The organism is Campylobacter sp. RM12642 (genome assembly GCF_020137635.1).
Lineage (GTDB): Bacteria > Campylobacterota > Campylobacteria > Campylobacterales > Campylobacteraceae > Campylobacter_E.
Window position 1 is genome coordinate 158,494 of record NZ_JACGAT010000001.1, and the last position, 21,025, is coordinate 179,518.

Annotated in this window: 22 protein-coding genes and 1 tRNA gene; 13 read left to right on the top strand and 10 right to left on the bottom strand. The window is 26.9% G+C overall.

Annotation, left to right across the window (positions count from 1 at the left end; all coding sequences use genetic code 11):
• Positions 1 to 46 precede the first annotated feature (46 nt).
• From AVBRAN12642_RS00805 to AVBRAN12642_RS00835, 7 genes are all read right to left on the bottom strand, one after another.
• Positions 47 to 1,117 (bottom strand): GGDEF domain-containing protein, encoded by a 1,071-nt coding sequence (locus AVBRAN12642_RS00805; protein WP_336606849.1) that lies wholly within the window; start codon positions 1,115 to 1,117, stop codon positions 47 to 49.
• Complete coding sequence (locus tag AVBRAN12642_RS00810) at positions 1,114 to 2,184, bottom strand: GGDEF domain-containing protein (protein ID WP_336606850.1); 1,071 nt, start codon at positions 2,182 to 2,184, stop codon at positions 1,114 to 1,116. The genes AVBRAN12642_RS00805 and AVBRAN12642_RS00810 overlap by 4 nt, the downstream gene beginning before the upstream one ends.
• A gap of 3 nt (positions 2,185 to 2,187) precedes the next feature.
• Positions 2,188 to 3,258: a GGDEF domain-containing protein gene (locus AVBRAN12642_RS00815; RefSeq protein ID WP_336606851.1), complete on the bottom strand. Its 1,071-nt coding sequence runs from the start codon at positions 3,256 to 3,258 to the stop codon at positions 2,188 to 2,190.
• 2 nt (positions 3,259 to 3,260) lie between these two features.
• The gene (locus tag AVBRAN12642_RS00820; protein WP_336606852.1) at positions 3,261 to 4,325 is read right to left on the bottom strand and encodes a GGDEF domain-containing protein; all 1,065 of its coding nucleotides are present in this window, start codon (positions 4,323 to 4,325) and stop codon (positions 3,261 to 3,263) included.
• Between the two features lie 76 nt (positions 4,326 to 4,401).
• Positions 4,402 to 4,500 (bottom strand) — tRNA-Sec (locus AVBRAN12642_RS00825).
• Positions 4,501 to 4,530: 30 nt separating this feature from the next.
• Entirely contained in the window at positions 4,531 to 5,112 is a 582-nt protein-coding gene (locus AVBRAN12642_RS00830; RefSeq protein WP_336606853.1) for a molybdenum cofactor guanylyltransferase, read from the bottom strand.
• Entirely contained in the window at positions 5,102 to 6,355 is a 1,254-nt protein-coding gene (locus AVBRAN12642_RS00835; RefSeq protein WP_336606854.1) for a 3-isopropylmalate dehydratase large subunit, read from the bottom strand. Before AVBRAN12642_RS00835 ends, AVBRAN12642_RS00830 begins: the two co-directional genes overlap by 11 nt.
• 62 nt (positions 6,356 to 6,417) lie before the next feature.
• Between AVBRAN12642_RS00835 and AVBRAN12642_RS00840 the strand changes: the two genes are divergently transcribed.
• From AVBRAN12642_RS00840 to AVBRAN12642_RS00880, 9 genes are all read left to right on the top strand, one after another.
• Positions 6,418 to 7,698 (top strand): NFACT RNA binding domain-containing protein, encoded by a 1,281-nt coding sequence (locus AVBRAN12642_RS00840; protein ID WP_214115953.1) that lies wholly within the window; start codon positions 6,418 to 6,420, stop codon positions 7,696 to 7,698.
• Positions 7,695 to 8,009 carry a hypothetical protein gene (locus AVBRAN12642_RS00845; protein WP_214119715.1) on the top strand — a complete coding sequence of 105 codons (315 nt, stop codon included), beginning with the start codon at positions 7,695 to 7,697 and terminating at the stop codon, positions 8,007 to 8,009. The genes AVBRAN12642_RS00840 and AVBRAN12642_RS00845 overlap by 4 nt, the downstream gene beginning before the upstream one ends.
• A gap of 9 nt (positions 8,010 to 8,018) precedes the next feature.
• Positions 8,019 to 8,747: a phosphatidate cytidylyltransferase gene (locus AVBRAN12642_RS00850; protein WP_267524286.1), complete on the top strand. Its 729-nt coding sequence runs from the start codon at positions 8,019 to 8,021 to the stop codon at positions 8,745 to 8,747.
• Positions 8,748 to 8,779: 32 nt separating this feature from the next.
• Entirely contained in the window at positions 8,780 to 9,838 is a 1,059-nt protein-coding gene (locus tag AVBRAN12642_RS00855) for a 1-deoxy-D-xylulose-5-phosphate reductoisomerase (RefSeq protein WP_214116014.1), read from the top strand.
• Positions 9,831 to 11,108, top strand: a complete 1,278-nt coding sequence (locus AVBRAN12642_RS00860) for a M99 family carboxypeptidase catalytic domain-containing protein (protein WP_336607823.1) — start codon at positions 9,831 to 9,833, stop codon at positions 11,106 to 11,108. The genes AVBRAN12642_RS00855 and AVBRAN12642_RS00860 overlap by 8 nt, the downstream gene beginning before the upstream one ends.
• Positions 11,108 to 12,448 carry an SH3 domain-containing C40 family peptidase gene (locus AVBRAN12642_RS00865; protein WP_336607824.1) on the top strand — a complete coding sequence of 447 codons (1,341 nt, stop codon included), beginning with the start codon at positions 11,108 to 11,110 and terminating at the stop codon, positions 12,446 to 12,448. The genes AVBRAN12642_RS00860 and AVBRAN12642_RS00865 overlap by 1 nt, the downstream gene beginning before the upstream one ends.
• Before the next feature lie 2 nt (positions 12,449 to 12,450).
• Positions 12,451 to 13,599: a metallophosphoesterase gene (locus AVBRAN12642_RS00870; protein ID WP_336607825.1), complete on the top strand. Its 1,149-nt coding sequence runs from the start codon at positions 12,451 to 12,453 to the stop codon at positions 13,597 to 13,599.
• Positions 13,600 to 13,660: 61 nt separating this feature from the next.
• Positions 13,661 to 14,026 (top strand): CopM family metallochaperone, encoded by a 366-nt coding sequence (gene copM / locus AVBRAN12642_RS00875; RefSeq protein ID WP_214119711.1) that lies wholly within the window; start codon positions 13,661 to 13,663, stop codon positions 14,024 to 14,026.
• A gap of 79 nt (positions 14,027 to 14,105) precedes the next feature.
• Positions 14,106 to 15,266, top strand: coding sequence for a multidrug effflux MFS transporter (locus AVBRAN12642_RS00880; protein WP_214115973.1), 1,161 nt, complete (start codon positions 14,106 to 14,108; stop codon positions 15,264 to 15,266).
• Positions 15,267 to 15,289: 23 nt separating this feature from the next.
• Here AVBRAN12642_RS00880 and yedF read toward each other — a convergent pair whose 3' ends face one another.
• On the bottom strand, positions 15,290 to 15,514 hold the full coding sequence (yedF, locus tag AVBRAN12642_RS00885) for a sulfurtransferase-like selenium metabolism protein YedF (protein ID WP_214115976.1): 225 nt from the start codon (positions 15,512 to 15,514) through the stop codon (positions 15,290 to 15,292).
• Positions 15,504 to 16,688 (bottom strand): selenium metabolism membrane protein YedE/FdhT, encoded by a 1,185-nt coding sequence (gene yedE, locus AVBRAN12642_RS00890; protein WP_336607826.1) that lies wholly within the window; start codon positions 16,686 to 16,688, stop codon positions 15,504 to 15,506. The genes yedF and yedE overlap by 11 nt, the downstream gene beginning before the upstream one ends.
• Before the next feature lie 249 nt (positions 16,689 to 16,937).
• Here yedE and AVBRAN12642_RS00895 point away from each other — a divergent pair, with 249 nt between their 5' ends.
• The 4 genes from AVBRAN12642_RS00895 to AVBRAN12642_RS00910 all read left to right on the top strand — a co-directional run bounded on the left by AVBRAN12642_RS00895 (position 16,938) and on the right by AVBRAN12642_RS00910 (position 19,850).
• The gene (locus AVBRAN12642_RS00895; RefSeq protein ID WP_214115980.1) at positions 16,938 to 17,582 is read left to right on the top strand and encodes an amino acid ABC transporter permease; all 645 of its coding nucleotides are present in this window, start codon (positions 16,938 to 16,940) and stop codon (positions 17,580 to 17,582) included.
• Positions 17,579 to 18,235: an amino acid ABC transporter permease gene (locus AVBRAN12642_RS00900; RefSeq protein ID WP_214115982.1), complete on the top strand. Its 657-nt coding sequence runs from the start codon at positions 17,579 to 17,581 to the stop codon at positions 18,233 to 18,235. Before AVBRAN12642_RS00895 ends, AVBRAN12642_RS00900 begins: the two co-directional genes overlap by 4 nt.
• Entirely contained in the window at positions 18,235 to 18,975 is a 741-nt protein-coding gene (locus AVBRAN12642_RS00905; RefSeq protein WP_239803371.1) for an amino acid ABC transporter ATP-binding protein, read from the top strand. Before AVBRAN12642_RS00900 ends, AVBRAN12642_RS00905 begins: the two co-directional genes overlap by 1 nt.
• Before the next feature lie 62 nt (positions 18,976 to 19,037).
• Positions 19,038 to 19,850, top strand: a complete 813-nt coding sequence (locus tag AVBRAN12642_RS00910; protein WP_214119709.1) for a cysteine ABC transporter substrate-binding protein — start codon at positions 19,038 to 19,040, stop codon at positions 19,848 to 19,850.
• Positions 19,851 to 19,989: 139 nt separating this feature from the next.
• Here the strand turns inward: AVBRAN12642_RS00910 and AVBRAN12642_RS00915 are convergent.
• A partial coding sequence (locus tag AVBRAN12642_RS00915) for a Cj0814 family flagellar-dependent secreted protein (protein WP_336607827.1) occupies positions 19,990 to 21,025 on the bottom strand: 1,036 nt, incomplete at its 5' end.

The window sequence follows — 21,025 nt, forward strand, 5'->3', positions numbered from 1 at the left end:
AAATAAAAGCTGTATATTATCCTAATAAAATTAATTTTTGCTTAAATTAAATTATATTTTTTATTATTTTATTTCTACCAGTATTTTTAGCTTCATATAAACACTTATCAACCTTTGTTATATATTCATCTAAAATATTACTTGCAAAACTATTATCAATGTAAATTAACCCAATACTTACACTTGATTTTAATCCCTCAATAGAAAAAGTAGAATTTGCATATTCTATTCTAAAATTCTCACAAGTATTTTCAAAATCAGTTTCTGATACATTATAAGCTAATACTAAAAATTCTTCTCCACCCCATCTACAAATCAAATCAGTATATTCACCAAAATATTTTCTCATAAGATTTGCACAATTTTTTAATACTTCATCTCCAGCATTATGACCATAAGTATCATTTACTTTTTTAAAATAATCAACATCTATTAAAGCAATACTTACTTTATTTTTAATCTCTAAATCTTCAATACTATCCACAAAACACCATCTATTCATAAGCCTTGTAAGATAATCAAAATTAGCACTTTTATCTAATTTTTTATTCATAATTTGCCTATTTTCTAATTCTATATATATTTGTTGTCTTAATGCACTTGATACAATGATAAAAATAGAGCAAATAACAAAACCATTAAAACAATTAAAATAAATTCTAGGGTCTTCGTGAAATAAATATAAAGGAATTTCTAAAGAATTATTCTCTATATAGAAAAAATAATACATAAATAAATAATATAAAAGGCCAAAAAACGCGATTATATAAACTGTTGTTTTTTTCTTATAAACGCCTACATAAAAATAAGACATTATTGGTAATATATAATATTCAAATCCATATCCCCAACCAAGATAGTAAATTGAACTAGCAGAAAATATCAAACTAGCAAAAAAAGTGATATGAATACAAGCATTAAAATTATTACTTTTTACAAAAACTAAAGAGATTAAAAATAACCCCGCTAACATAAAGTATGCTAAAAACAAATAAGGAATATCATTAAGTATCATAATAAGAGCATAAAATAAATTAAATACTATGATACCTTTCATAATTTTTTCGGCTTGTAAAACTTCAACTAACTCATATTTTCTTTTTTCAAAATCTATCATATTTGTCCTAAAACTATAGTTTCTACTTTATTTTTACCTGATTTTTTACCATTATACAAAGCACTATCAGCTTGAGATAACATATAATCAATACTTTCAAGTCTTAAAGAATAGCAAATTCCAAAGGTAATTGTAGTTTTCCTAGCATTGTAACCATCTTTGTGAGTGTAATTAGAAAAATCTTCTCTTATTTCATTAATCAGTTCTTCGCTTTCATCTATATTAAGACCAGTTAGTAAGATTAGAAATTCTTCTCCACCCCATCTTGATACATAACTAGATGCTCTTTTATTTAATTTATCTTTAATAATTTTTGCAGTATTTTTAAGAACAATATCACCAAAATTATGACCGCACTCATCATTTAAGCTCTTAAAATTATCAATATCGCCTAAAACAATTACCATAGAACGAATTTGGTCTTTTTGAAAATAGTTATGATATATATGCAAAATCTCATTCATTGCACGACGATTTAAAATATTTGTCAAATAATCATAATCAGCTTTATTTTGTAATTTAACACTTTCTTTTTCTAGCATTTTGCTTTCATTTACATCAATACTATGAGTATATGAAGAATAAAAAATAATTACAGCAGTAATATTTATAATATTAAATATATATACAAATACTTTATAATCACTTTCAAAATCAGGAATATCTTTAGTAACAATTGCAGTTGCTAAAAATAAAACAACTTCAAAAATACCAATAATTAAAGGATATTTAGAGCTTCTAAAATCATGAACATAGCCTAAAGACAACAACATAATCATAACTATTAAAAAGCCGTATCCTTGACCTAGCATATATGTGCAAATTGAACAAGATATTAAAACTGATGCGTGCGTAAAATAAACGGCAATATTATGATATTTATCAATTTTTAAAATAAAAATAGTAGCTATTAAAGCAATAAATGCTTCAATAAACTTAATATTAACCATAGGATGAAGTCCTAAAAAATAAAAAAGAGTTCCGTAAGAAGAATGTGTAAGTGTTAGTAAAATCATTGTGATTTTTACTAATTGTCTTATATTTTCTATCTGCCTAAATTCATTCATTGTCTATACGCTTTTTGATTCTATCCTATTTCTACCACTATTTTTTGCCACATATAATAATTCATCAACTTCTTTAATATATTTATCAAAATTACTATATACAAAATCACCACTTATATGCAAACATCCTATACTAGCAGTTATACTAAAATCACCAGCACAGAATTTATTATTTTTTAATTCTTTTCTAAAATTATTACAAGCTTCATAAAATTCTTCTTCACTGCAACCTAATGCAAATACTAAAAATTCTTCTCCACCCCATCTAGCAATCATATCAGTATATTTTGAAAAATTAAGTTTTATACAACTTGCAGTTACTCTTAAAACTTCATCTCCAACACTATGACCATAAGTATCATTAACTTTTTTGAAAAAATCTATATCTATTAAAGCAAAATGAAAATTCTTTTTATATTGAATTAAATGAATTTTTTCCATAAAAGCCCAACGATTTAATAAATATGTAAGTGGGTCAGTAGAAGCATTAATACTCAAAACTTCATTCGCATTTTCTTTTATTTCAATTGTTTTATAAACTTTAATTTTTAAAAAATACATAACAATTATAATTGTAAGACAAGCAAAAAGACTATGTATTATGTAAAAAATACCATTAACATCATATCCAAATACATATAATTGATTTTGTAAAGTATATTTATTAACTTCCATAAAAATATATAAAGCTTCAAAAATAATACTTTCAAGAATTGCTAAAGCATAAATTATTTTTCTATTTTCAAATTGACCTACATAACAAAACGCTATGCAAGGTATTAAAAAATATTGAGCCCCAAAACCCCAGCCAAAATAAAGAACCATAAAAATAGCATAAACTATACAAACAAAATGAACGGTATAAACCAAACTATTTATATCTAATGAATCTAGTTTTTTTAAAGAATAAGCATAAACACAAGATAAAAATAAATTAACAAACATAGGATAATTATGACCTAAACTACCCATAAAAATCGCTAAACATAGATAAAGAATAGAAAATATAAGTAATATATATCCCGCAATTCTTTTTGCAATAATCAAGTCATCTTTATCTAAAAAACTTCCCATATCTAACCCAAATTCACTGATTTTACTCTATTTTTACCAGAGTCTTTTGCATTATAAAGTGCTGCATCTGCTTTTGTTATCAAAACATCTTTATTAATCAAATTTATAGAATAACTCATACCTATTGAAATAGTAACACTTGTTTTATTTAATTCATCTTTAATTTGTAATTTTTCAATAAGTTTTCTGCTTTTTTCCAAAGAATGCAAAGAATCATTATAAGAATAATTGCTAAATAGTATTAAAAATTCTTCTCCACCCCATCTAGCTACATAAGTATTTTCATTATTTTCATATTCATTTTTAAACACCCTAGCAACTTCTTTTAAAGCTAAGTCTCCAAAATTATGACCATAAGTGTCATTTAAATGTTTAAAATTATCAATATCGCCTATTGCTACAGCTAAAGAATTTATTTCTTTATTTTTTAATTTTTCTAATACATTATCTAGTATTTCATTCATAGCACGACGATTTAAAAGCGTAGTTAAATAATCATTTTCTGCCTTATATTGCAAAAATTCTTTTCTATCATCAAGTTGCTTAATAATCTTTGCATTCTCTCTATCATTTAGCCAAATATAAACTAACAATGTAACTACCATAAATAAAAAATTAGCGATATTTATATAAGGCATAAAAGGATTTGGATAATTTGGAGTATCTTTTGTAATATATAACATCACAAAAAAAGCAGTCGCTTCTACAAGTCCAATACCTATTGGAACTAAAAAAGTATTGAAATTTTGCAAATACGCTAATGATAATAAAAGAACTATTATCATAGTAAAACCATATCCCCATCCAAGATAATAAGTGCAATAACAACAAGAAAATAATATATCTAAATGTGCGTATATCGTAGCGATTGCGTGTCCTTTATTTTTGACTAACACAATGTAGGCTACAATTAAAGATATAAGAATTTGAATTATGCTAGAAGGTAATAAGAAATATAAACCAGTTAAGGTAAAACTAATAGTATATATAAGATGAACTAAGCCAATAATAACAACGGTAACTTTTATAATATATTCAAAATTATCAACTCTTCTAATCTCTTTCAACTTGTTTTCCTAAAAACCATAAATCAAAAAATATTTTATAATTTAAACCTAAAATATTATTTAAAATTCTAAAAATTGGCTAGAGAGTGAAGGAATCGAACCCCCCGCAGAATAGTCAACTACCCCACCACAAGATTTGAAGTCTTAGGGCTACACCAGTAGGCCAAACTCTCCATAAAAAAGGCTTAGTTATAACATAAAATGTTTAATGTCTGTAACTTTTAATGAACTTTTCAAAATCACTTTTTGTATTCATATTTAAAAAAATATTATCATTTTTAAAGCTTAAAGTAATTGCCTTTGACTTTATAAAAAAATCTTTAATTTTGCAATTTTCATCTAATTCATCTAAATATTTTAAATCGCTCATCTTATAAAAACCACATAAAAAATGAGTTTTGATACTTTTTGCCACTACTGAACTTTTATATCTTTTATGTTTATAAAAAAGTCTTTTTATAGAGCTTTTATTAATTTTTACAAAATCAACTGCAATTACAAAAACAGAATTTGAATTAGGAATTTTAATATTTGTAAAAGTCTTTAAACCATTAATCGGATGAAAATATTCATAATTATCTTTTAAAAATTTACATTTTAAATCACTTGGCTTAGCCTTAGCACAAAAATATATTTCATTAAATAAAGGCTGTAATTTTTCATATAAATAATTAATCAGGCTAATTTCACGCTTTTTATAAATAAAGCGTAAATTAGCCTTATCTTGCCCCATTCTACTTGATTTTCCACCACCTAAAATTAGGCAAACGCTATTTTTAAAGCTCATCAGGAGAACAAATATATCCTTTAATTGCACTAGCAGCCGCAATTGCACTATTTGCAAGATAAACTTCTGAAGTTCTTGCACCCATACGACCTACGAAATTTCTATTCGTAGTTGATATACAACGCTCTCCATCAGCTAAAATCCCCATATATCCACCTAAACACGCACCACAAGTTGGATTACTAACAACTGCACCAGCATTAGCAAATATATCCATTAAGCCTTCTTTTTGAGCTTGTAAAGCAATTTTGGTTGTAGCTGGAGTAATTATCATTCTTACATCTGAATGAACTTTTTTATCTTTTAAAATACTCGCTGCAATTCTTAAATCACTTAGCCTTCCATTTGTGCATGAGCCTACAAATGCTTGATCAATTTTTACCTTTTCACTTACAGCTTGTTTTATACTTTTACCATTACTTGGTAAGAACGGATATGCTACAACAGGGTCAAGCTTGTCTAAATCAATCTCAATTACTCTTTCATAAACAGCATTTGGCAAATGGCTAAACTCAACGCCTTTTCTCTTTAAATCAACCGAGTTTAAAAACTCTCTTGTAACATTATCAACAGCACAAATTCCATTCTTTGCACCTGCTTCAATCGCCATATTACATAAACTAAAACGGCTATCCATATCAAGCTCTTTAATTCCAAAAAACTCTAATGATTTATATAAAGCCCCATCAACGCCTAAAATTCTAATAATTTCTAAAATTAAATCTTTTCCATAAACCCAAGGCTTTAATTTTCCACGAAACTGCACTTTAATAGCACTTGGCACTTTAAACCAGTTTTTACCTGTTATCATTGCATACGCTAAATCAGTGCTTCCCATTCCAGTAGCAAATGCTCCTAAAGCTCCGTGCGTACAGGTATGGCTATCTGCACCAATTATCACATCACCTGGGCTAATAAGTCCATTTTCAGGTAAAAGTGCATGTTCAATACCCATATTTTTTTCATCAAAAAGATATTTTAAATTATGTTCTTTTGCAAAATCTCTACTAATTTTTGCTTGATTTGCACTTAGAATATCTTTTGCAGGAATATAGTGGTCAAGCACAATTGCAAAGCCATCAGGATTAGCTAATTTTGTAGCACCACTTTTTTTAAATTGTTTAATAGAAATTGGAGTTGTAATATCATTTCCTATTACCATATCAATAGGACAATCAATAATCTCACCTGCTTTTACTTCTTTTCCTATATGATGAGCAAATATTTGTTCTGTTAAAGTCATAGATTTCCCTTTTTTTCTAATTTTATTAATTTTAGCCGTTAAAATTAATAAAAGGATTAAAAATGAATTATTATGATTTAGTGCAAATTAAAGATTATTTAAAGCAATATAAAAAGATAAATCGTGCATATAGAATAAATGATAATTGCTTATGTATTGAGTTTAAAGATAAACTATATTTTGATTTAACCAAGGGCAAAAGTGCAATTTATAGTGGTAATTTATATGCTAAAGATTATACTAGTCCATTTGATTTACAACTTAAAAAAATGCTTTTTAACGCAAGTATTTTAGATATTAAAGTGCCTATAAATAATAGGATTTTAGAGTTTAAACTAGCCTTAGCTCACGCTTATAAAAAAATGGAATTTTATTTAATACTTGAGTTTTCAGGAAAATTTACAAATGCACTAATCTTAGATGATAAAAGAAATATAATAAGTGCCTTAAGATACGGCAAAAACAACCTTAGAGATATTTTACAAAATGAACCTTACATAGATTTAGAACCTACAAAAATCACTGAAAAAAATATAAAAATTGAAGATTTTAAAATTTATTTCGCAAATATTTTTGCAAGTCTTCAAAACGAGAAATTAAACTCATTAAAAGCTCAAAAAATAATGGAAAATGATAAAAAAATTGAAAAATTAGAGCTTTTAATAAATTCTTTAGAAGATGAAGAATTGCTAAACAAAAAAGCACTTTATGAATACGCAAAAGGCGATGCACTAAAAGAAAACTTATATAAAATCAAAGATTACGAAAGAGAATTTGAAATAGGAATTTATAAATATTCTTTAATCAACTCTGCAAAATATGAGCTAAATAATATTTATAAAAACGCTAAAAAATTAAGCCAAAAAGCAAAAAATATAAGCATAGAAAAAGATAATCTAAACGAAAAAATAAATGCTTTAAATAGTCTAAAACAAGCAATAATTTGCACAAAAGATGAAGTATTTTTACGCTCATTATTCGCAAAAAACAATAAAAAAGGCAAAACCCAGCAAAATCCAAACATATTAAATTTTTATGTAAATGATTACAAAATTAGCGTAGGACTTAATGAAAACGCTAATGAATATTTGCTAAAAAATAGCAAAAAAGATGATTTATGGTTTCATTTAAAGGATTTAAAAGGCTCTCATGTAATAATTTCAAGCAACAAAAAAAGCTATGATATAGATTTAATCTATCATGCTGCAAGTCTTTGTGCTTGTTATTCTGGTAAAAAAGAAGGTAATTTTTTAGTAGATTTTACAAAAAGAGCAAATGTAAAAATTATTGAAAAAGCATTCGTTAATTATGTTAATTACGATACTATAAAGGTTTTTTTATGAGTGTAAATAATATTGGAAATATAAATTATATAAATCAAAATCAAGGCGTAGCGATTGATAATCACGCAAAACATAATGCAAAAATGTTTGCTGATGAGCAAATTACTTTAGTTACGCCAGAAGTTAATGTAATAGAAGAAAGTAGCGAAAGCTCAAAAACAAACACAAATCTTGATGATGAAAAATCATATCAAGAAGAACGCCCTAAAAAAGAGCATAAAAGAGCTAATTTTTTCGGTGTTATGATAGAAGAAGATGAAGAAATTGAAGAAATAAAAGAAAGCGATAGGCTTTTTGATAAACTTGTTTAAGGAGTATTTATGTTGAATGAAAAAATAAAAACAGGCTTAATTTTTGCAATAATTGCAGTAATTTTTCTAGCAATAAATTCTTATTATTTATGGCTAATAATATTTTTATTAGCTAGTGGCATTGGATATTTTGAAGCTTGTAAATTATTTGATACTAAAAATAATTATTTAATTTTAGCCTTAGGATTGATATTAGGAATTTATACTCAAATGCCTGTGGTTTCTATGATTTTTGCTATTTTAGTTCTTGCTTCTTTTTTAGCATACAAACAAGGAGATTTAAAAGAAATTCTACCATTTATTTATGCAGGAATTGGAATTAGCTTTATTTTTGAAACTTATATTAGATTTGAATTAAGTGGCTTTATTTGGTTACTTTTAAGTGTTGTTTTATGTGATAGTTTTGCTTATTTTGTAGGTAAAAAATATGGAAAAACTAGCTTTAGCCCAAGTTCTCCTAATAAGACTTTAGAAGGAGTAATCGGCGGAATTATCATTAGCACAATAATTTCAAGCATTTATGCTAGTTTTGTTTATAGTGAGATTGGCTTTTTTGGAGTTTTATTTTTATCATTTTTAATGGCGTTTTTTGCTGTATTTGGAGATTTATTTGAAAGCTATTTAAAACGCTTAGCGAAGGTTAAAGATAGTGGAGAGCTTTTCCCTGGACATGGCGGAGTATTAGATAGAGTTGATGCTTTGATTTTTGCTAGTATTATTATGGTGGTATTCTTATGAGCTTTACTATAAATCCAACAAAACCTGAAATTATAAGCGTATTTGGTTCAACTGGTTCAATCGGCGTTAATGCTTTAAAAATAATAAAACAAGCTGATATTAAATTAGAGTGCATTAGTGCTTATAAAAACTATGAATTATTAAACGAACAAATAAAAATGTTTAATCCTAAAATAGTCTTAGCAAGTGATGAAATACTAGATAAAGTCAATCATTCTAATAAATACTCAATAAAAGACGCTGCATTTATAATGCAAGATTTAAAAAGTGATGGAATTATCAATGCAATAGTAGGATTTGCAGGGCTTAAAATATCTTTACAAACTCAAGAATTAGATAAAAAACTCTTTTTAGCAAATAAAGAAAGCTTGGTTGTGGCTGGAAAATTTCTTGATACCTTTAATATCTCTCCTATTGATAGCGAGCATAGTGCATTAGCAGCACTTTTAAGGGGTATTAAACACCCTAAAAAGCTCACAATTACTGCTAGTGGTGGGGCATTTTTTAAATACAATGAAGTTGCAAATCTAAAAGCAAACGAAGCCTTAAAACACCCTAATTGGGATATGGGAGCAAAAATCACAATAGATAGTGCAACAATGACAAATAAGCTTTATGAATTAATAGAAGCAAAACATTTATATCCTAATTTAGAATTAGACGCAATCATAGAGCCAAGCTCAAGTATTCACGCATTTTGTGAAAGTATAAATGGCTCAATGAGTGCTTATTTTAGCGTGCCTGATATGAAGCTTAGCATTGCAAATGCACTCTTAGGTGAGAGTGATTTTGCTGCTTGTGAATATTTTGATATTTTAAAACTTGCTAAATTAGAATTCTTTGAGATAAATCCTAATAAATACCCTATTTTTAGGCTAAAAGATGAGCTATTAAATAATCCTGATTTAGGTGTTATTATCAATGCTGCTAATGAAGAATTTGTATATAAATATTTAAAAGATGAATGTAAATTCTATGATATTAGTGACGCAGTATTTAAGGCTTTAGATAAATTTGCTGATAGTAAAATAAATACTATTGATGATGTGTTTAGTGTAGATAAAATGGTAAGAGAGTTTTTGAATGCTTAAGATATTTTTAACATTTTTAAGTCTTAATTTATTTGCTTTAAATTTTACTATAAACACTTTAGGAGAATGTGAAAAAGTTTGTGATAATACCGTTTTGATTTTTGGCGGTATTCAAGGAGATGAGCCAGGTGGTTTTCACGCTGCTAGCTTATTAATCACTGATTATAAAATCACTAAAGGAAAAGTAATTGTAGTGCCAAATCTTGCATTTGATTCAATAATTGCTAGAAGTCGTGGAGAATTTGGAGATTTAAATCGCAAATTCGCAGAACTTAGCGAAGATGACCCTGATTATTACACGGTTGAATTAATTAAAAAAATAATAACTTTACCTGAAGTAAAACTCATAATAAATCTTCACGATGGTAGTGGATATTATTCTCCAAATTATATAAATAAGGATAAAAATCCTAAAAAATGGGGAAATTCTTGCATAATTGACCAAGAGCAAATTGACGCAAAATACGGGAATTTAAACGAAATTGCAAGTAAAGCTTGTGAAAGTATAAATAATAATTTATTACACAAATTACATAGCTATCATTTAAAAAACACAAACACAGCAAATGGCGATGAAGAAATGCTAAAAAGCCTAACTTATTATGCAATTACTCAAGGTAAAGCCGCCTATGCAAACGAAGCTAGCAAAAATCTATTAACCCACGAAAGAGCATATTATCATTTACTAGCAATTGAGAGCTATTTAAAGGCTGCTGGAGTTGAGTTTGAGCGAGAATTTGAATTAAATCCTAATGCAGTAAGAGAAGTTATTGAAAAACCGATTTTAATTAAAATTGAAAATCGCTTTTTATTAAGCCTTCAAAAACCAAGAGAAAAAATAAGATTTATTCCAATAAAATTGCCATTTACTTATAAAGCTAGCAATGAATTAACTGCGATTTTTAAAAACAATCAAGATAATGGCTTTAGTATTCAATACGGCAATCGCTTTCAAACTAATTTGTATTTAGAAAAAAATGTTGAATATAGCGATATTATTGATAAGTTAAATTTGGTTGTTGATGATAAAGAAATCACAACTAATTTCGCAAAAATGATTGAAGTAAAAAATTATTTTTTAGTTAAAAAACACGATAAAGTAAGGATAAATGTCATAGGCTATAACGCAAAAGATAGTGAAGATAGTATAAAACTAAGCCTTAAAAATATGCAAAAACAATACTCAATTGATAAAGCAGGTAAGATTTATAGGGTTGAAGCTTACGAAGATAATAAATTCATAGGTGCAATTTTAATTAGATTTGAATGATGAAAAATATTATTTTAATTATTTGTCTTGTAGTTTTTACTTCTTGCAGTAAAAATTATTTTGCTCTTCCATCTCAAGATTTAAATAATTATGAGAGCAATGAGTTTTATATCACTAAAGAAGTATCACAAAAATTAAAAGAAAATTATTTAAAAAACCTATTTTATGTGTGGGGAATTGATAAAACAAATATCAATATGAAAAATATTGCAAATGATATTTTAAAAGACACAGGTTATGGAGAAAATTATCAATTAAATTCTCAAAAATTAATGCAAAATATAGTAGATAATGCTGATTTTGATAATTTAAACAAAATTTCAAAAAATGCAATCATTATTCATTCAAGTAATTTAAGATTATTACCTACTAAAAAACCAAGATTTAAAAATCCTAAATTAGCAGGCGAAGGCTATCCGTTTGATTATTTGCAAAACTCATTTATCTACGCATATACTCCTGTTAAAATCTCTCATTTTAGCAAGGATTTTGGCTGGAGTTTTATTTATAATAGCGTAGTAGTTGGCTTTATAGAAAATAAAAATATTGCATTTATTAGTGATGAAGATTTAAATATTTATAAATCATCAAAAGACTTCATAATGCCTAAAAAAGATAAAATTGCATTAATAGATAAAAATGAAGACTTCATAGAATACGCAAGAATTGGAATGCCTTTGGCATTAAGTAAAGAAAGTGCTAATTTTTATACTATAAGAGTTTTTAAAAAGGATTTAAACAATAACGCAAAACTTATTGAAATAAAGGTCAAAAAAGAAGATTTTTTCAAACTTGGAGATAGTTTTTCTAGCGTTGATTTAAAAAAAATCGCAAATGAATTAATAGGACAAAACTATGGCTGGGGCGGATTAAACGGCGATAGAGATTGCTCTGCTTTTTTAAAAGATGTATTTGGCACATTTGGAGTTTTTCTAGCTAGAAATTCGCAAGATCAAATCTATCAAAAAGATTATTTAAATAGAAAAATATTTTTTAATATCTCAAAACTTAGCAATAAACAAAAATATAATTATATTAAAAGCAATGCAATACCTTTTGCAACCTTGCTAGCTCTAAAAGGTCATATAGTTTTATATTTAGGAGAATTTGATAACAAAATCTATATATTGCATAATTTATGGGGGATTAAAAATTATGAGCGTGGAGTTGAGAGTAGAATTATCGTTGGAAAAGTAGCAATAACCACAATAGATGCAGGCAAAAATCTCTCAAGTGTAAAAGAACAAGATGTAATATTAAGTAGGATTTTTGGTATGAGAAATCTATTTGCTGATGAATTGCAGTTTGAAATTCCTAATTTAAATTCTAATAAGGACTAATTATGGCTATATTACTTGGTATTTTATATTTTTTATTGGTATTTTTCGCTAATGCAAATATGCTTTTAAGAACTATTAAAAATAATACTTTTAATAAATTTAGAAAAATAATTGTGGCTTTTTATAGTATTATTTTTGCGTTTGAACTAAGCTTAATTACTCAAGAAAACTTAATTAAAGAGCTTTTGTATTATTCTTTTATAATTTTAATTGCTTCAACTATTGTATTTTTTATAATTATGAGTTTTTATTATATCAAGACAAAAATAGTCTATGAAGAACATTTTGCAAAAGCAATTGATATATGGGAGATATTCAATTTTTTTCCTATATTTTTTATACTTATTTATTATTTAAAAGATATAAATATTTTAAATTATGAGTATATATTTATTTTCATAGCTTTTATATTTTTTTATAAGGTATCAAAAAACGCAATAAAAGTCCCTAAAATAAAAGAAATAAATCTAAACGAAGATAAACTAAAAAAAGATTTAAAAATCGCAATGATAGCTGATATTCATCTAAAAAAGAATTTAAATGATGAGTTTTTTATAAATATAATTAATAAAATTAATTCTTTAAATCCTGATTTAGTAGTAATCGTAGGAGATTTAGTAGATACAGGTATTAATAATGTCAAAAACCTTAATTATATAAATGAACTAAAATCAACCTATGGCACATTTTATGTCTTAGGAAATCACGAATATTATCACGGAGTAGGCAGTATCGCTAAGGAATTAAAAAAATATAAATTGCATTTTTTAGATAATAAAAGCATAGAATTTGATGATTTTGTAATATCAGGTGTAAATGATTTGATGGGGCTAAAGCTTAAGACTTTTGAGCCTGATATTAGCAAATTAAAGCCTAAATTAGATAAGTTTAATATCTTACTAACCCATCAGCCAAAATTTGTTAAAAAATACGATGTTAGCCCTTATGATTTAATCCTAGCTGGACATACTCACGCAGGACAAATCTTTCCTTTTAGCCTAGCTGTTAAACTTGAGCAAGGATATTTAAAAGGTTTATATAATGTAAAAAATAACAAAATGTATGTAACAAGTGGAGCGGGATTTTGGGGCATAGTAGCTAGGTTTAATGCAAGTAGCGAAATAGTCTTAATTAATGTAAAATCTAAATAATTTACTTAATAGAAATTACTAATTAATAAAATATATCTTTATTTAAAACAAGGAGTATTTTATGAAAAAAATTTTTTTATGTTTATGCTTAGGTGCATTTAGTTTATTTGCTAAAGATTTAAGTCCTCAAGAATTAAACGATATGAAAAAAGAACTAAATGAAAGTATGATGAAAATGCATTCTAAAATGCAAGCAGGTATGAATGAAAACGACCCTGATATAGCATTTGTAGCAGGTATGCTACCTCATCACATTGGTGCTGTTGATATGGCTAAAATCGTTTTAAAATATGGAGAAGATGAAAATATCAAAAAATTAGCTAATGATATTATAAAAGCTCAAGAAATTGAAATTAAATTTATGCAAGAATATTTAGAGAAAAAAGGTTATAAATATCCAGAAGCAATCAATCATCATCAACATTAATAATTTATGCAAGGTAATTTTCCTTGCATAAAACTTCATTTGCCAAATTAAGACAATATCATATTTTTTAGGAGTATAGATGAAAGAAAAATTTTTTATTTTAATATTGGCATTTTTAAGTGCTATTGCCCCACTTGCAACCGATATGTATTTACCCGCATTAAGCTTAGTTCAGCATAGTTTTAATACAAGTGAGTTTTATACTCAATTAAGCATTGCTAGTTTTTTTATAGCCTTTGCATTAGGACAATTATTATATGGGCCAATTAGTGATATTTATGGTAGAAAAATTCCATTAATTATAGGACTTTTCATATTTATAATATCTAGCTTTTTATGTTTTTTAGTTGATAATATTTATACTTTTATTGCTTTAAGATTTATGCAAGCACTTGGCGGATGTGCTGGGGTTGTGATTGCAAGAGCTATTGTAAATGATTGTTTTTCTAAGCAAAAAGCAGTGGCTGTATTTTCATTAATGATGATTAGCTCTAGCATAGCTCCTATGATTTCTCCTAGCATTGGTGGGCTTTTGCTTAAATACTTTTCTTGGCAAAGCATTTTTATTACTTTATTTTGTCTTGGAATTTTATTATTATTTTTAAGTATTTTTTATATAAAAGAAAGTAACAAAAATCAAATTCCTTTTTCATTTTCAAATATTTATAAAGCATATAAAAGTGTTTTAACTAATAAAAGTTTTTTAATTTATGTAATTAGCTCAAGTTTAATTATGAGCACTTTATTTGCTTATATTAGTGGTTCAAGTTTTGTTTTTACCAATGTTTTTAATATCAGCTTACAAGAATATGGATTAATATTTGGGATAAATTCTTTAGGATTTATGATAACAGCTAGATTAAATGTATATTTTACTTCTAAATTTGGTATATCAAAAGTAATTTTTATAGCTTGTATAACAATGATAATTAATTCATTTTGCTTAATACTCTTATCAAATAATTTTTATACTTTTACTTTATTTTTATTCTTAACTTTATGTATGCTAGGCTTTATAACACCAAATCTAGTTACAAAAGCTATGCAAAAATCTAAAAAATATTCAGGTAGTGCTTCAGCAATACTTGGAGCTATGCAATTTATGTTCGCAGGATTTGCAGCGTTTTTAGTCGGTGCTATGAATGCTAATACGAGTTTTGCACTAGCTTGCATAATAAGCGTTTTTTGCTTACTTGCAAGTCTAGTTTATATTTTAAGATTTAAGTTAATTAGAATTTAAAACTTCTGTTTTAAATTCTAAACTTATTTTTTAGTGATATAAAAGCCTAAAATAGAGCCATTTTGCACTACTTCGCAACTATGACCTAAAGCTTTCATATCAGGTGGAATTCCATTAATACTTTGCGGACAATCGCTAATTATTTCTAATACTTCGCCACTTTTTAGCTTGTGAATTACTTCATTAGCAACAATTGCAGGATAAGGACAAGGTTCGCCTAATAAAGAAATAGAATAATCAATTTTCATTTTTTCTCCTTGCATAAAATAATATTAAAGCAATGCTTATTAAAAATAAAGCTATATTAATGCCAAGACCACTATATCCGCTTAATTTGATTTTTTCTCCACTCAAAAACCACTTAGGCAATAAATCATAATTTAAAGCAATTAGCATAGTTCCTATTATATTTCCAATACCAACTACTATAAAATGAGTTTGCCCTTCTACTGCACGATATAAAAATCCACATTCACAACCACCTGCAAACACTATACCAAAGCCAAATATAAATGCTCCCGTGCAAAGCCCAAGAGATATTTCTAAAACTTTAGAGTTGTATCCGCCTTTATTTAATAATGCAAATACGAAAATACTAGCAACTAACATTGATACAAATAAAGCTAAAGAAAAGCTATATCTTTTAAATAAAAATAAATCCCTAAAACAAGAAGTAAAGCAAATCTGTCCTTTTTGTATCAACCAGCCAAAAATCACTCCAAATATCAATGCTGTAGGAAGATTTTTAGTATCATTACTAGCTAAATATGCAAAGAATACAAAAAAAGCAATTACGCTAAGAAATAAAATAATTTTGTTTTTTTGTTCTAAATTCTTATCTATTTTTAATTGCGGAGTATTTGTTTTAATCATCTCATATCTAGGAGCAAAAATCTTAATTTTTAGCACCAAAATAGCCGCTGCAACCCCAAGACACATAAAAATAGCAAAAACCCAAGTATGTAAAGAAAAATAAGGAAGACCTGTAAAAAAGTTAGCCAAATTGCATCCCCAAGCAAGTCTAGCACCAAATCCTGCTAATATCCCGCCAATTAATGCTTGAAAAAATCTAGTCTTAGAAGCTATTTTTCTAAAATACACCTTATTAGCAACGCTAGCAGCTAATAAACAACCAATTATAAGTCCAATAATCATAACCCCATCAACACGAGTTAGCATAGTTCCGTTTAGATTTTGCTTTTGATAATATGAATACGAACTTAAATCCATTCCAAAAAGCTCAAGAATTTCCCCACCGATACGAGTAAATTCGCCTGTTACTGCAAAAACACCACCAAAAATAGCAAAATATAAAGTTGCCATTATGCTTAAAACCATAACCGCTTTAGTATTGCTATAGAATTTGCTTAGGTAGTTTTGATGAAAGTGTGCAAGTTCTGCACCAAAATTTGAAGTTTTCATAAAAATCCTTTGTATAGCTAAAACTTAGCCAAAATTAAAAGGCTGATTATAAATTAGCATTCTTAAAGATTTCTTTAAATTATTTATCTCAAAATCAAGTTAATTTATTTGAATAAAATTATTTAATATAAACACATATTTATTAATAATTTTTGTAACAAAATTAAAAGAATTTGAAAATAAAATTGCAAATATTATTTATCAAAAAAAGATATATTTAACCCGTTTTTATTTTAGCTAGGAGCTTAGATGGATTTTGAAGTTATAAAAGAGTTTTATCCACTTTACATAGACGCATTAATCCTTACTATAAAACTTGCATTTTATGGCATAGTTTTATCATTTTTAATAGGGCTATTTTGTATGTGGGTTGAACTACATAAACTAAGGTTTTTAAAACTAATTTGCAATGCTTATATAGAGCTTTCAAGAAATACCCCGCTTTTAATTCATTTGTTTTTCTTATATTATGCAATGCCAAAGCTTGGAATTAAACTTGAAGCCTTTACTTGTGGAGTAATTGGACTTGCATTTTTAGGTGGTGGATATATGGCTGAGAGTTTAAAATCAGGCTTAAATGCTATTAATAAGCACCAAATAGAAGCAGGATATGCCCTAGCATTAAGCAAAAATCAAGTTTTATACTACATATTATTGCCATTATCACTTAGAGTTTCTATAGCTAGTATTAATGCGAATATAATATTTTTGTTAAAAGAAACATCAGTAGTAAGCGTAATAGCTCTAGCTGATTTAGTCTATACAGCAAAAGATATAATAGGACTTTATTATGTGACTAATGAAGCTTTATTTATGCTTTGTGTTGCTTATTTTATAATGATTTTACCGCTTTCATTATTTTTAACTTGGTTTGAAGCAAGGATTAGAAAATGAGTGAAATATTATTTGATTTATCAATTTATTCAAGGCTTTATGAAGGCTTAAAAGTTACTTTATTTATATCTTTTGTATCTATATTTTTCTCAATTATAGGTGGGCTTGTTTTAGGCGTTTTTATGAGTTTAGGAAATAAAATTATTTTTTATATTCTAAAAATAATTCTTGAAATTATAAGATTTATGCCTATTATCGTTTGGCTATTTTTAATATATTTTGGAATGTCAAGTTGGCTTAGTATAGATGCTATTAGTGCTACTATTATTGTATTTGTGATTTGGGGTATGTTTGAGATGATGGATTTAGTAAGGGGTGCAATAACAAGTATTCCTAAACACCAATTTGAAAGCTCAATCGCACTTGCACTTAGCAAATACCAAATGTATAGATATATTATTTTGCCACTTGCATTAAAAAGATTAATTCCTAATGTAATAAATCTTTTAAGCCGTATGATTAAGACTACTTCAGTAGCTTATTTAATAGGTGTTGTAGATATTTTAGCAATAGGTAATCAATTAAAAGAAGTTACATTATTTATTAGCAATCTAGCACCTTTATATATTTATACAATTATATTTTTTATATATTTTATAATTTGTTATCCCTTATCAAAAATATCAAAAATACTAGAAAAAAGGTGGAGTTAATGAGTATTTTAAAACTTGAAAATATTAATAAATTTTACGGCAATAACCACGCTTTAAAGGATATTTCTTTTGAAGTTAATAAAGGCGAAGTTGTTGTTTTAGTAGGGCCTAGTGGCTGTGGGAAAAGCACAACCTTAAGGTGTATTAACGGACTTGAAAATATAGCTAGTGGAAATATTTATATAAAAAATGAAATAATTACTAAAGATTATAAAAACTGGCAAGAGATTAGAAAATATGTTGGAATGGTGTTTCAAAGCTATGAATTGTTTGACCATTTAAATGTGCTTGAAAATATATTATTAGCTCCTATGAAAGTTCAAAAGCGTAAAAAAGATGAAGTTTTAAAACAAGCCCTAGATTTATTACAAAAAGTTGGTTTAGAGCATAAACAAAACGCCTATCCAAAAGAGCTAAGTGGCGGTCAAAAACAAAGAATTGCAATAGTTAGAGCTTTATGTATGAATCCTGAAATTATGCTTTTTGATGAAGTTACGGCTGCGCTTGATCCTGAAATAGTAAGAGAAGTTTTAGATGTATTATTAAATCTTGCAAAAGAAGAAAAAACAATGCTAATAGTAACTCACGAAATGGCATTTGCTAGAGCTGTAGCTGATAAAATTATTTTTATGGATAGTGGCAAAATCGTTGAAATTGCAAGTCCTGAAGAGTTTTTTACAAATCCGCAAACTAATAGAGCTAAGCAATTTTTAAATATGTTTGAATTTAAAAAGGATTAAAATTATCTTTTATTAATTTTTTTGCGTTTTAATTACAAGCGATTTTATTTAAAGGAGAAATTATGAAAAAAGTTATTTTATCACTTGTTGCAGGGGCTTTACTAACCTGTTTTGCTAATGCTAGAAATATTGAAGAGATTAAAACTAGCGATAATATTAAAATAGGTGTTTTTGCTGATAAACCACCATTTGGCTTTGTTGATAAAGAAGGCAAATTCCAAGGCTATGATATTTATTTTGCAAAAAGAATTGCTAAAGATTTATTAGGTAGTGAAGATAAATTAACCTTAGTTCCTGTTGAGGCTGCTAGTAGGGTTGAGTTTTTACAATCTGATAAAGTTGATATTATTTTAGCTAATTTTACAAAAACACCTGAAAGAGCAAGAGTTGTTGATTTTGCATTACCTTATATGAAAGTTTCATTAGGCATTGCAAGTCCTAAAAATGCAGAGATTAAAGACATTAAAGAACTAGATGGAAAAACTCTAATCGTAAATAAAGGCACAACTGCTGATGCGTATTTTACAAAAAATAAAAACGGAGTAAATCTAGCAAAATACGACCAAAATACTGAAACTTTTGGAGCATTATTAGATGGCAGAGGTGCTGCACTAGCACACGATAACACCTTGCTTTTTGCTTGGGTTAAAAACAATCCTGATTTTGTAGTAGGTATTAGTGAATTAGGAGATATTGATGTAATCGCACCTGCTGTTAAAAAAGGCAATAAAGAGCTTTTAGAATGGCTAAATAATGAGATAGTAAAACTAGGCGAAGAACAATTCTTCCACAAAAATTATGATGAAACTCTAGCACCTGTTTATGGAACTGATATTGATAAAGAAAGCGTTGTTGTAGAAGGCGGCAAACTTTAATAATTTTGAATTAGGATTATTCCTAATTCGCTTTTTATTCTTATTTTAAATTCTATTTAGTTTTAAGAATTTAAAATAAGAAAATCTTTTCAAAAATCAAAATATCTTATAACTTTTGCAATAAAATTTCTAAAATAATCTAAACTTTTATATCAAACAATCTTATATTAGATACTTTATTTTGGCTAAAACTAAAAGCTAGTTTTAAAAACTCATCATAATTTAATTCGCTAATGTTTTTATTTGGATTTTCTAAACCCATTAACTCTCTTATCTTTCTCATAAATTCATCAGCTTGTTTTTCTTCAGCTTTTTTATTACTACTAAAAAATCCACTATTAAGACTATATAAGGTTTTAGTATAATTAGCACTTCCTAAAATAGCACTTCTTTGGCTTAATGGTTTATCATAAGCATTTAATTTGACATAATCTTTCAGCCATCTTGGCATACGCTCAACTTCAGCACTCATAAAGCCATTTTCTCCCCTTGCCATTACTTGCATTCCTAACGCTTTATCAAATGCAAAAAATGTAGCCGAGCTAATTTTTCTATCATAACCACTTAATTTACCTTTATATGTGCTTTTTCCTTCAATTAAAGTTGGGTTTGATTTTAATATACCTATCAAAAGCCCACCTTTTGATATTTCTCCATTTTCATTTATATAATTTTGTCTTGCTTCGTCATAATCACCAAAATATCCACTAAATCTAGGGTCTTGCTTGATATTATCAGGTGGAAAAACATTTGTGTTTGGTAAGGTTTTATCATCATTGTCAAAAGAATAAAATAAGGGATGATGAGTTTGGTAAAGTTCATTTTGAAAAGTCATTCCGTGATTATTCTCATAATCATCAGGTGAATGTAAAATTTTATTGATTTTGATTTCATCACTTCTTGCTTGAATATAACCTTGTGGAAATTGCTTTATATCTTCGGTATTAAAAAATTCTTTAGAGTTTAAAAAATCTTCACTTACAACTTGGCTTAAGACTTTATAAGCATTACCAACGCTTTTTGCTATATCAATTGATTTACAAATTTTATAAAGTGATATTGCATTTTCATTATGTTCTACTAAAGATTTTAAACTATCGCTGTGGATTTTATAATTATCAGCAATTCCTGCTGCTTTGTTAAAATCACTTGTAAAAAAACCATCTTTATCAATT

Bases quoted from the DNA above. Each gene is read 5' to 3' on its own strand.
- AVBRAN12642_RS00805 (WP_336606849.1), bottom strand. From the start codon at position 1,117: ATGATAGATTTTGAAAAAAGAAAATATGAGTTAGTTGAAGTTTTACAA.
- AVBRAN12642_RS00810 (WP_336606850.1), bottom strand. From the start codon at position 2,184: ATGAATGAATTTAGGCAGATAGAAAATATAAGACAATTAGTAAAAATC.
- AVBRAN12642_RS00815 (WP_336606851.1), bottom strand. From the start codon at position 3,258: ATGGGAAGTTTTTTAGATAAAGATGACTTGATTATTGCAAAAAGAATT.
- AVBRAN12642_RS00830 (WP_336606853.1), bottom strand. From the start codon at position 5,112: ATGAGCTTTAAAAATAGCGTTTGCCTAATTTTAGGTGGTGGAAAATCA.
- AVBRAN12642_RS00835 (WP_336606854.1), bottom strand. From the start codon at position 6,355: ATGACTTTAACAGAACAAATATTTGCTCATCATATAGGAAAAGAAGTA.
- AVBRAN12642_RS00840 (WP_214115953.1), top strand. From the start codon at position 6,418: ATGAATTATTATGATTTAGTGCAAATTAAAGATTATTTAAAGCAATAT.
- AVBRAN12642_RS00845 (WP_214119715.1), top strand. From the start codon at position 7,695: ATGAGTGTAAATAATATTGGAAATATAAATTATATAAATCAAAATCAA.
- AVBRAN12642_RS00850 (WP_267524286.1), top strand. From the start codon at position 8,019: ATGTTGAATGAAAAAATAAAAACAGGCTTAATTTTTGCAATAATTGCA.
- AVBRAN12642_RS00860 (WP_336607823.1), top strand. From the start codon at position 9,831: ATGCTTAAGATATTTTTAACATTTTTAAGTCTTAATTTATTTGCTTTA.
- AVBRAN12642_RS00865 (WP_336607824.1), top strand. From the start codon at position 11,108: ATGAAAAATATTATTTTAATTATTTGTCTTGTAGTTTTTACTTCTTGC.
- AVBRAN12642_RS00870 (WP_336607825.1), top strand. From the start codon at position 12,451: ATGGCTATATTACTTGGTATTTTATATTTTTTATTGGTATTTTTCGCT.
- copM (WP_214119711.1), top strand. From the start codon at position 13,661: ATGAAAAAAATTTTTTTATGTTTATGCTTAGGTGCATTTAGTTTATTT.
- AVBRAN12642_RS00880 (WP_214115973.1), top strand. From the start codon at position 14,106: ATGAAAGAAAAATTTTTTATTTTAATATTGGCATTTTTAAGTGCTATT.
- yedF (WP_214115976.1), bottom strand. From the start codon at position 15,514: ATGAAAATTGATTATTCTATTTCTTTATTAGGCGAACCTTGTCCTTAT.
- yedE (WP_336607826.1), bottom strand. From the start codon at position 16,688: ATGAAAACTTCAAATTTTGGTGCAGAACTTGCACACTTTCATCAAAAC.
- AVBRAN12642_RS00895 (WP_214115980.1), top strand. From the start codon at position 16,938: ATGGATTTTGAAGTTATAAAAGAGTTTTATCCACTTTACATAGACGCA.
- AVBRAN12642_RS00900 (WP_214115982.1), top strand. From the start codon at position 17,579: ATGAGTGAAATATTATTTGATTTATCAATTTATTCAAGGCTTTATGAA.
- AVBRAN12642_RS00905 (WP_239803371.1), top strand. From the start codon at position 18,235: ATGAGTATTTTAAAACTTGAAAATATTAATAAATTTTACGGCAATAAC.
- AVBRAN12642_RS00910 (WP_214119709.1), top strand. From the start codon at position 19,038: ATGAAAAAAGTTATTTTATCACTTGTTGCAGGGGCTTTACTAACCTGT.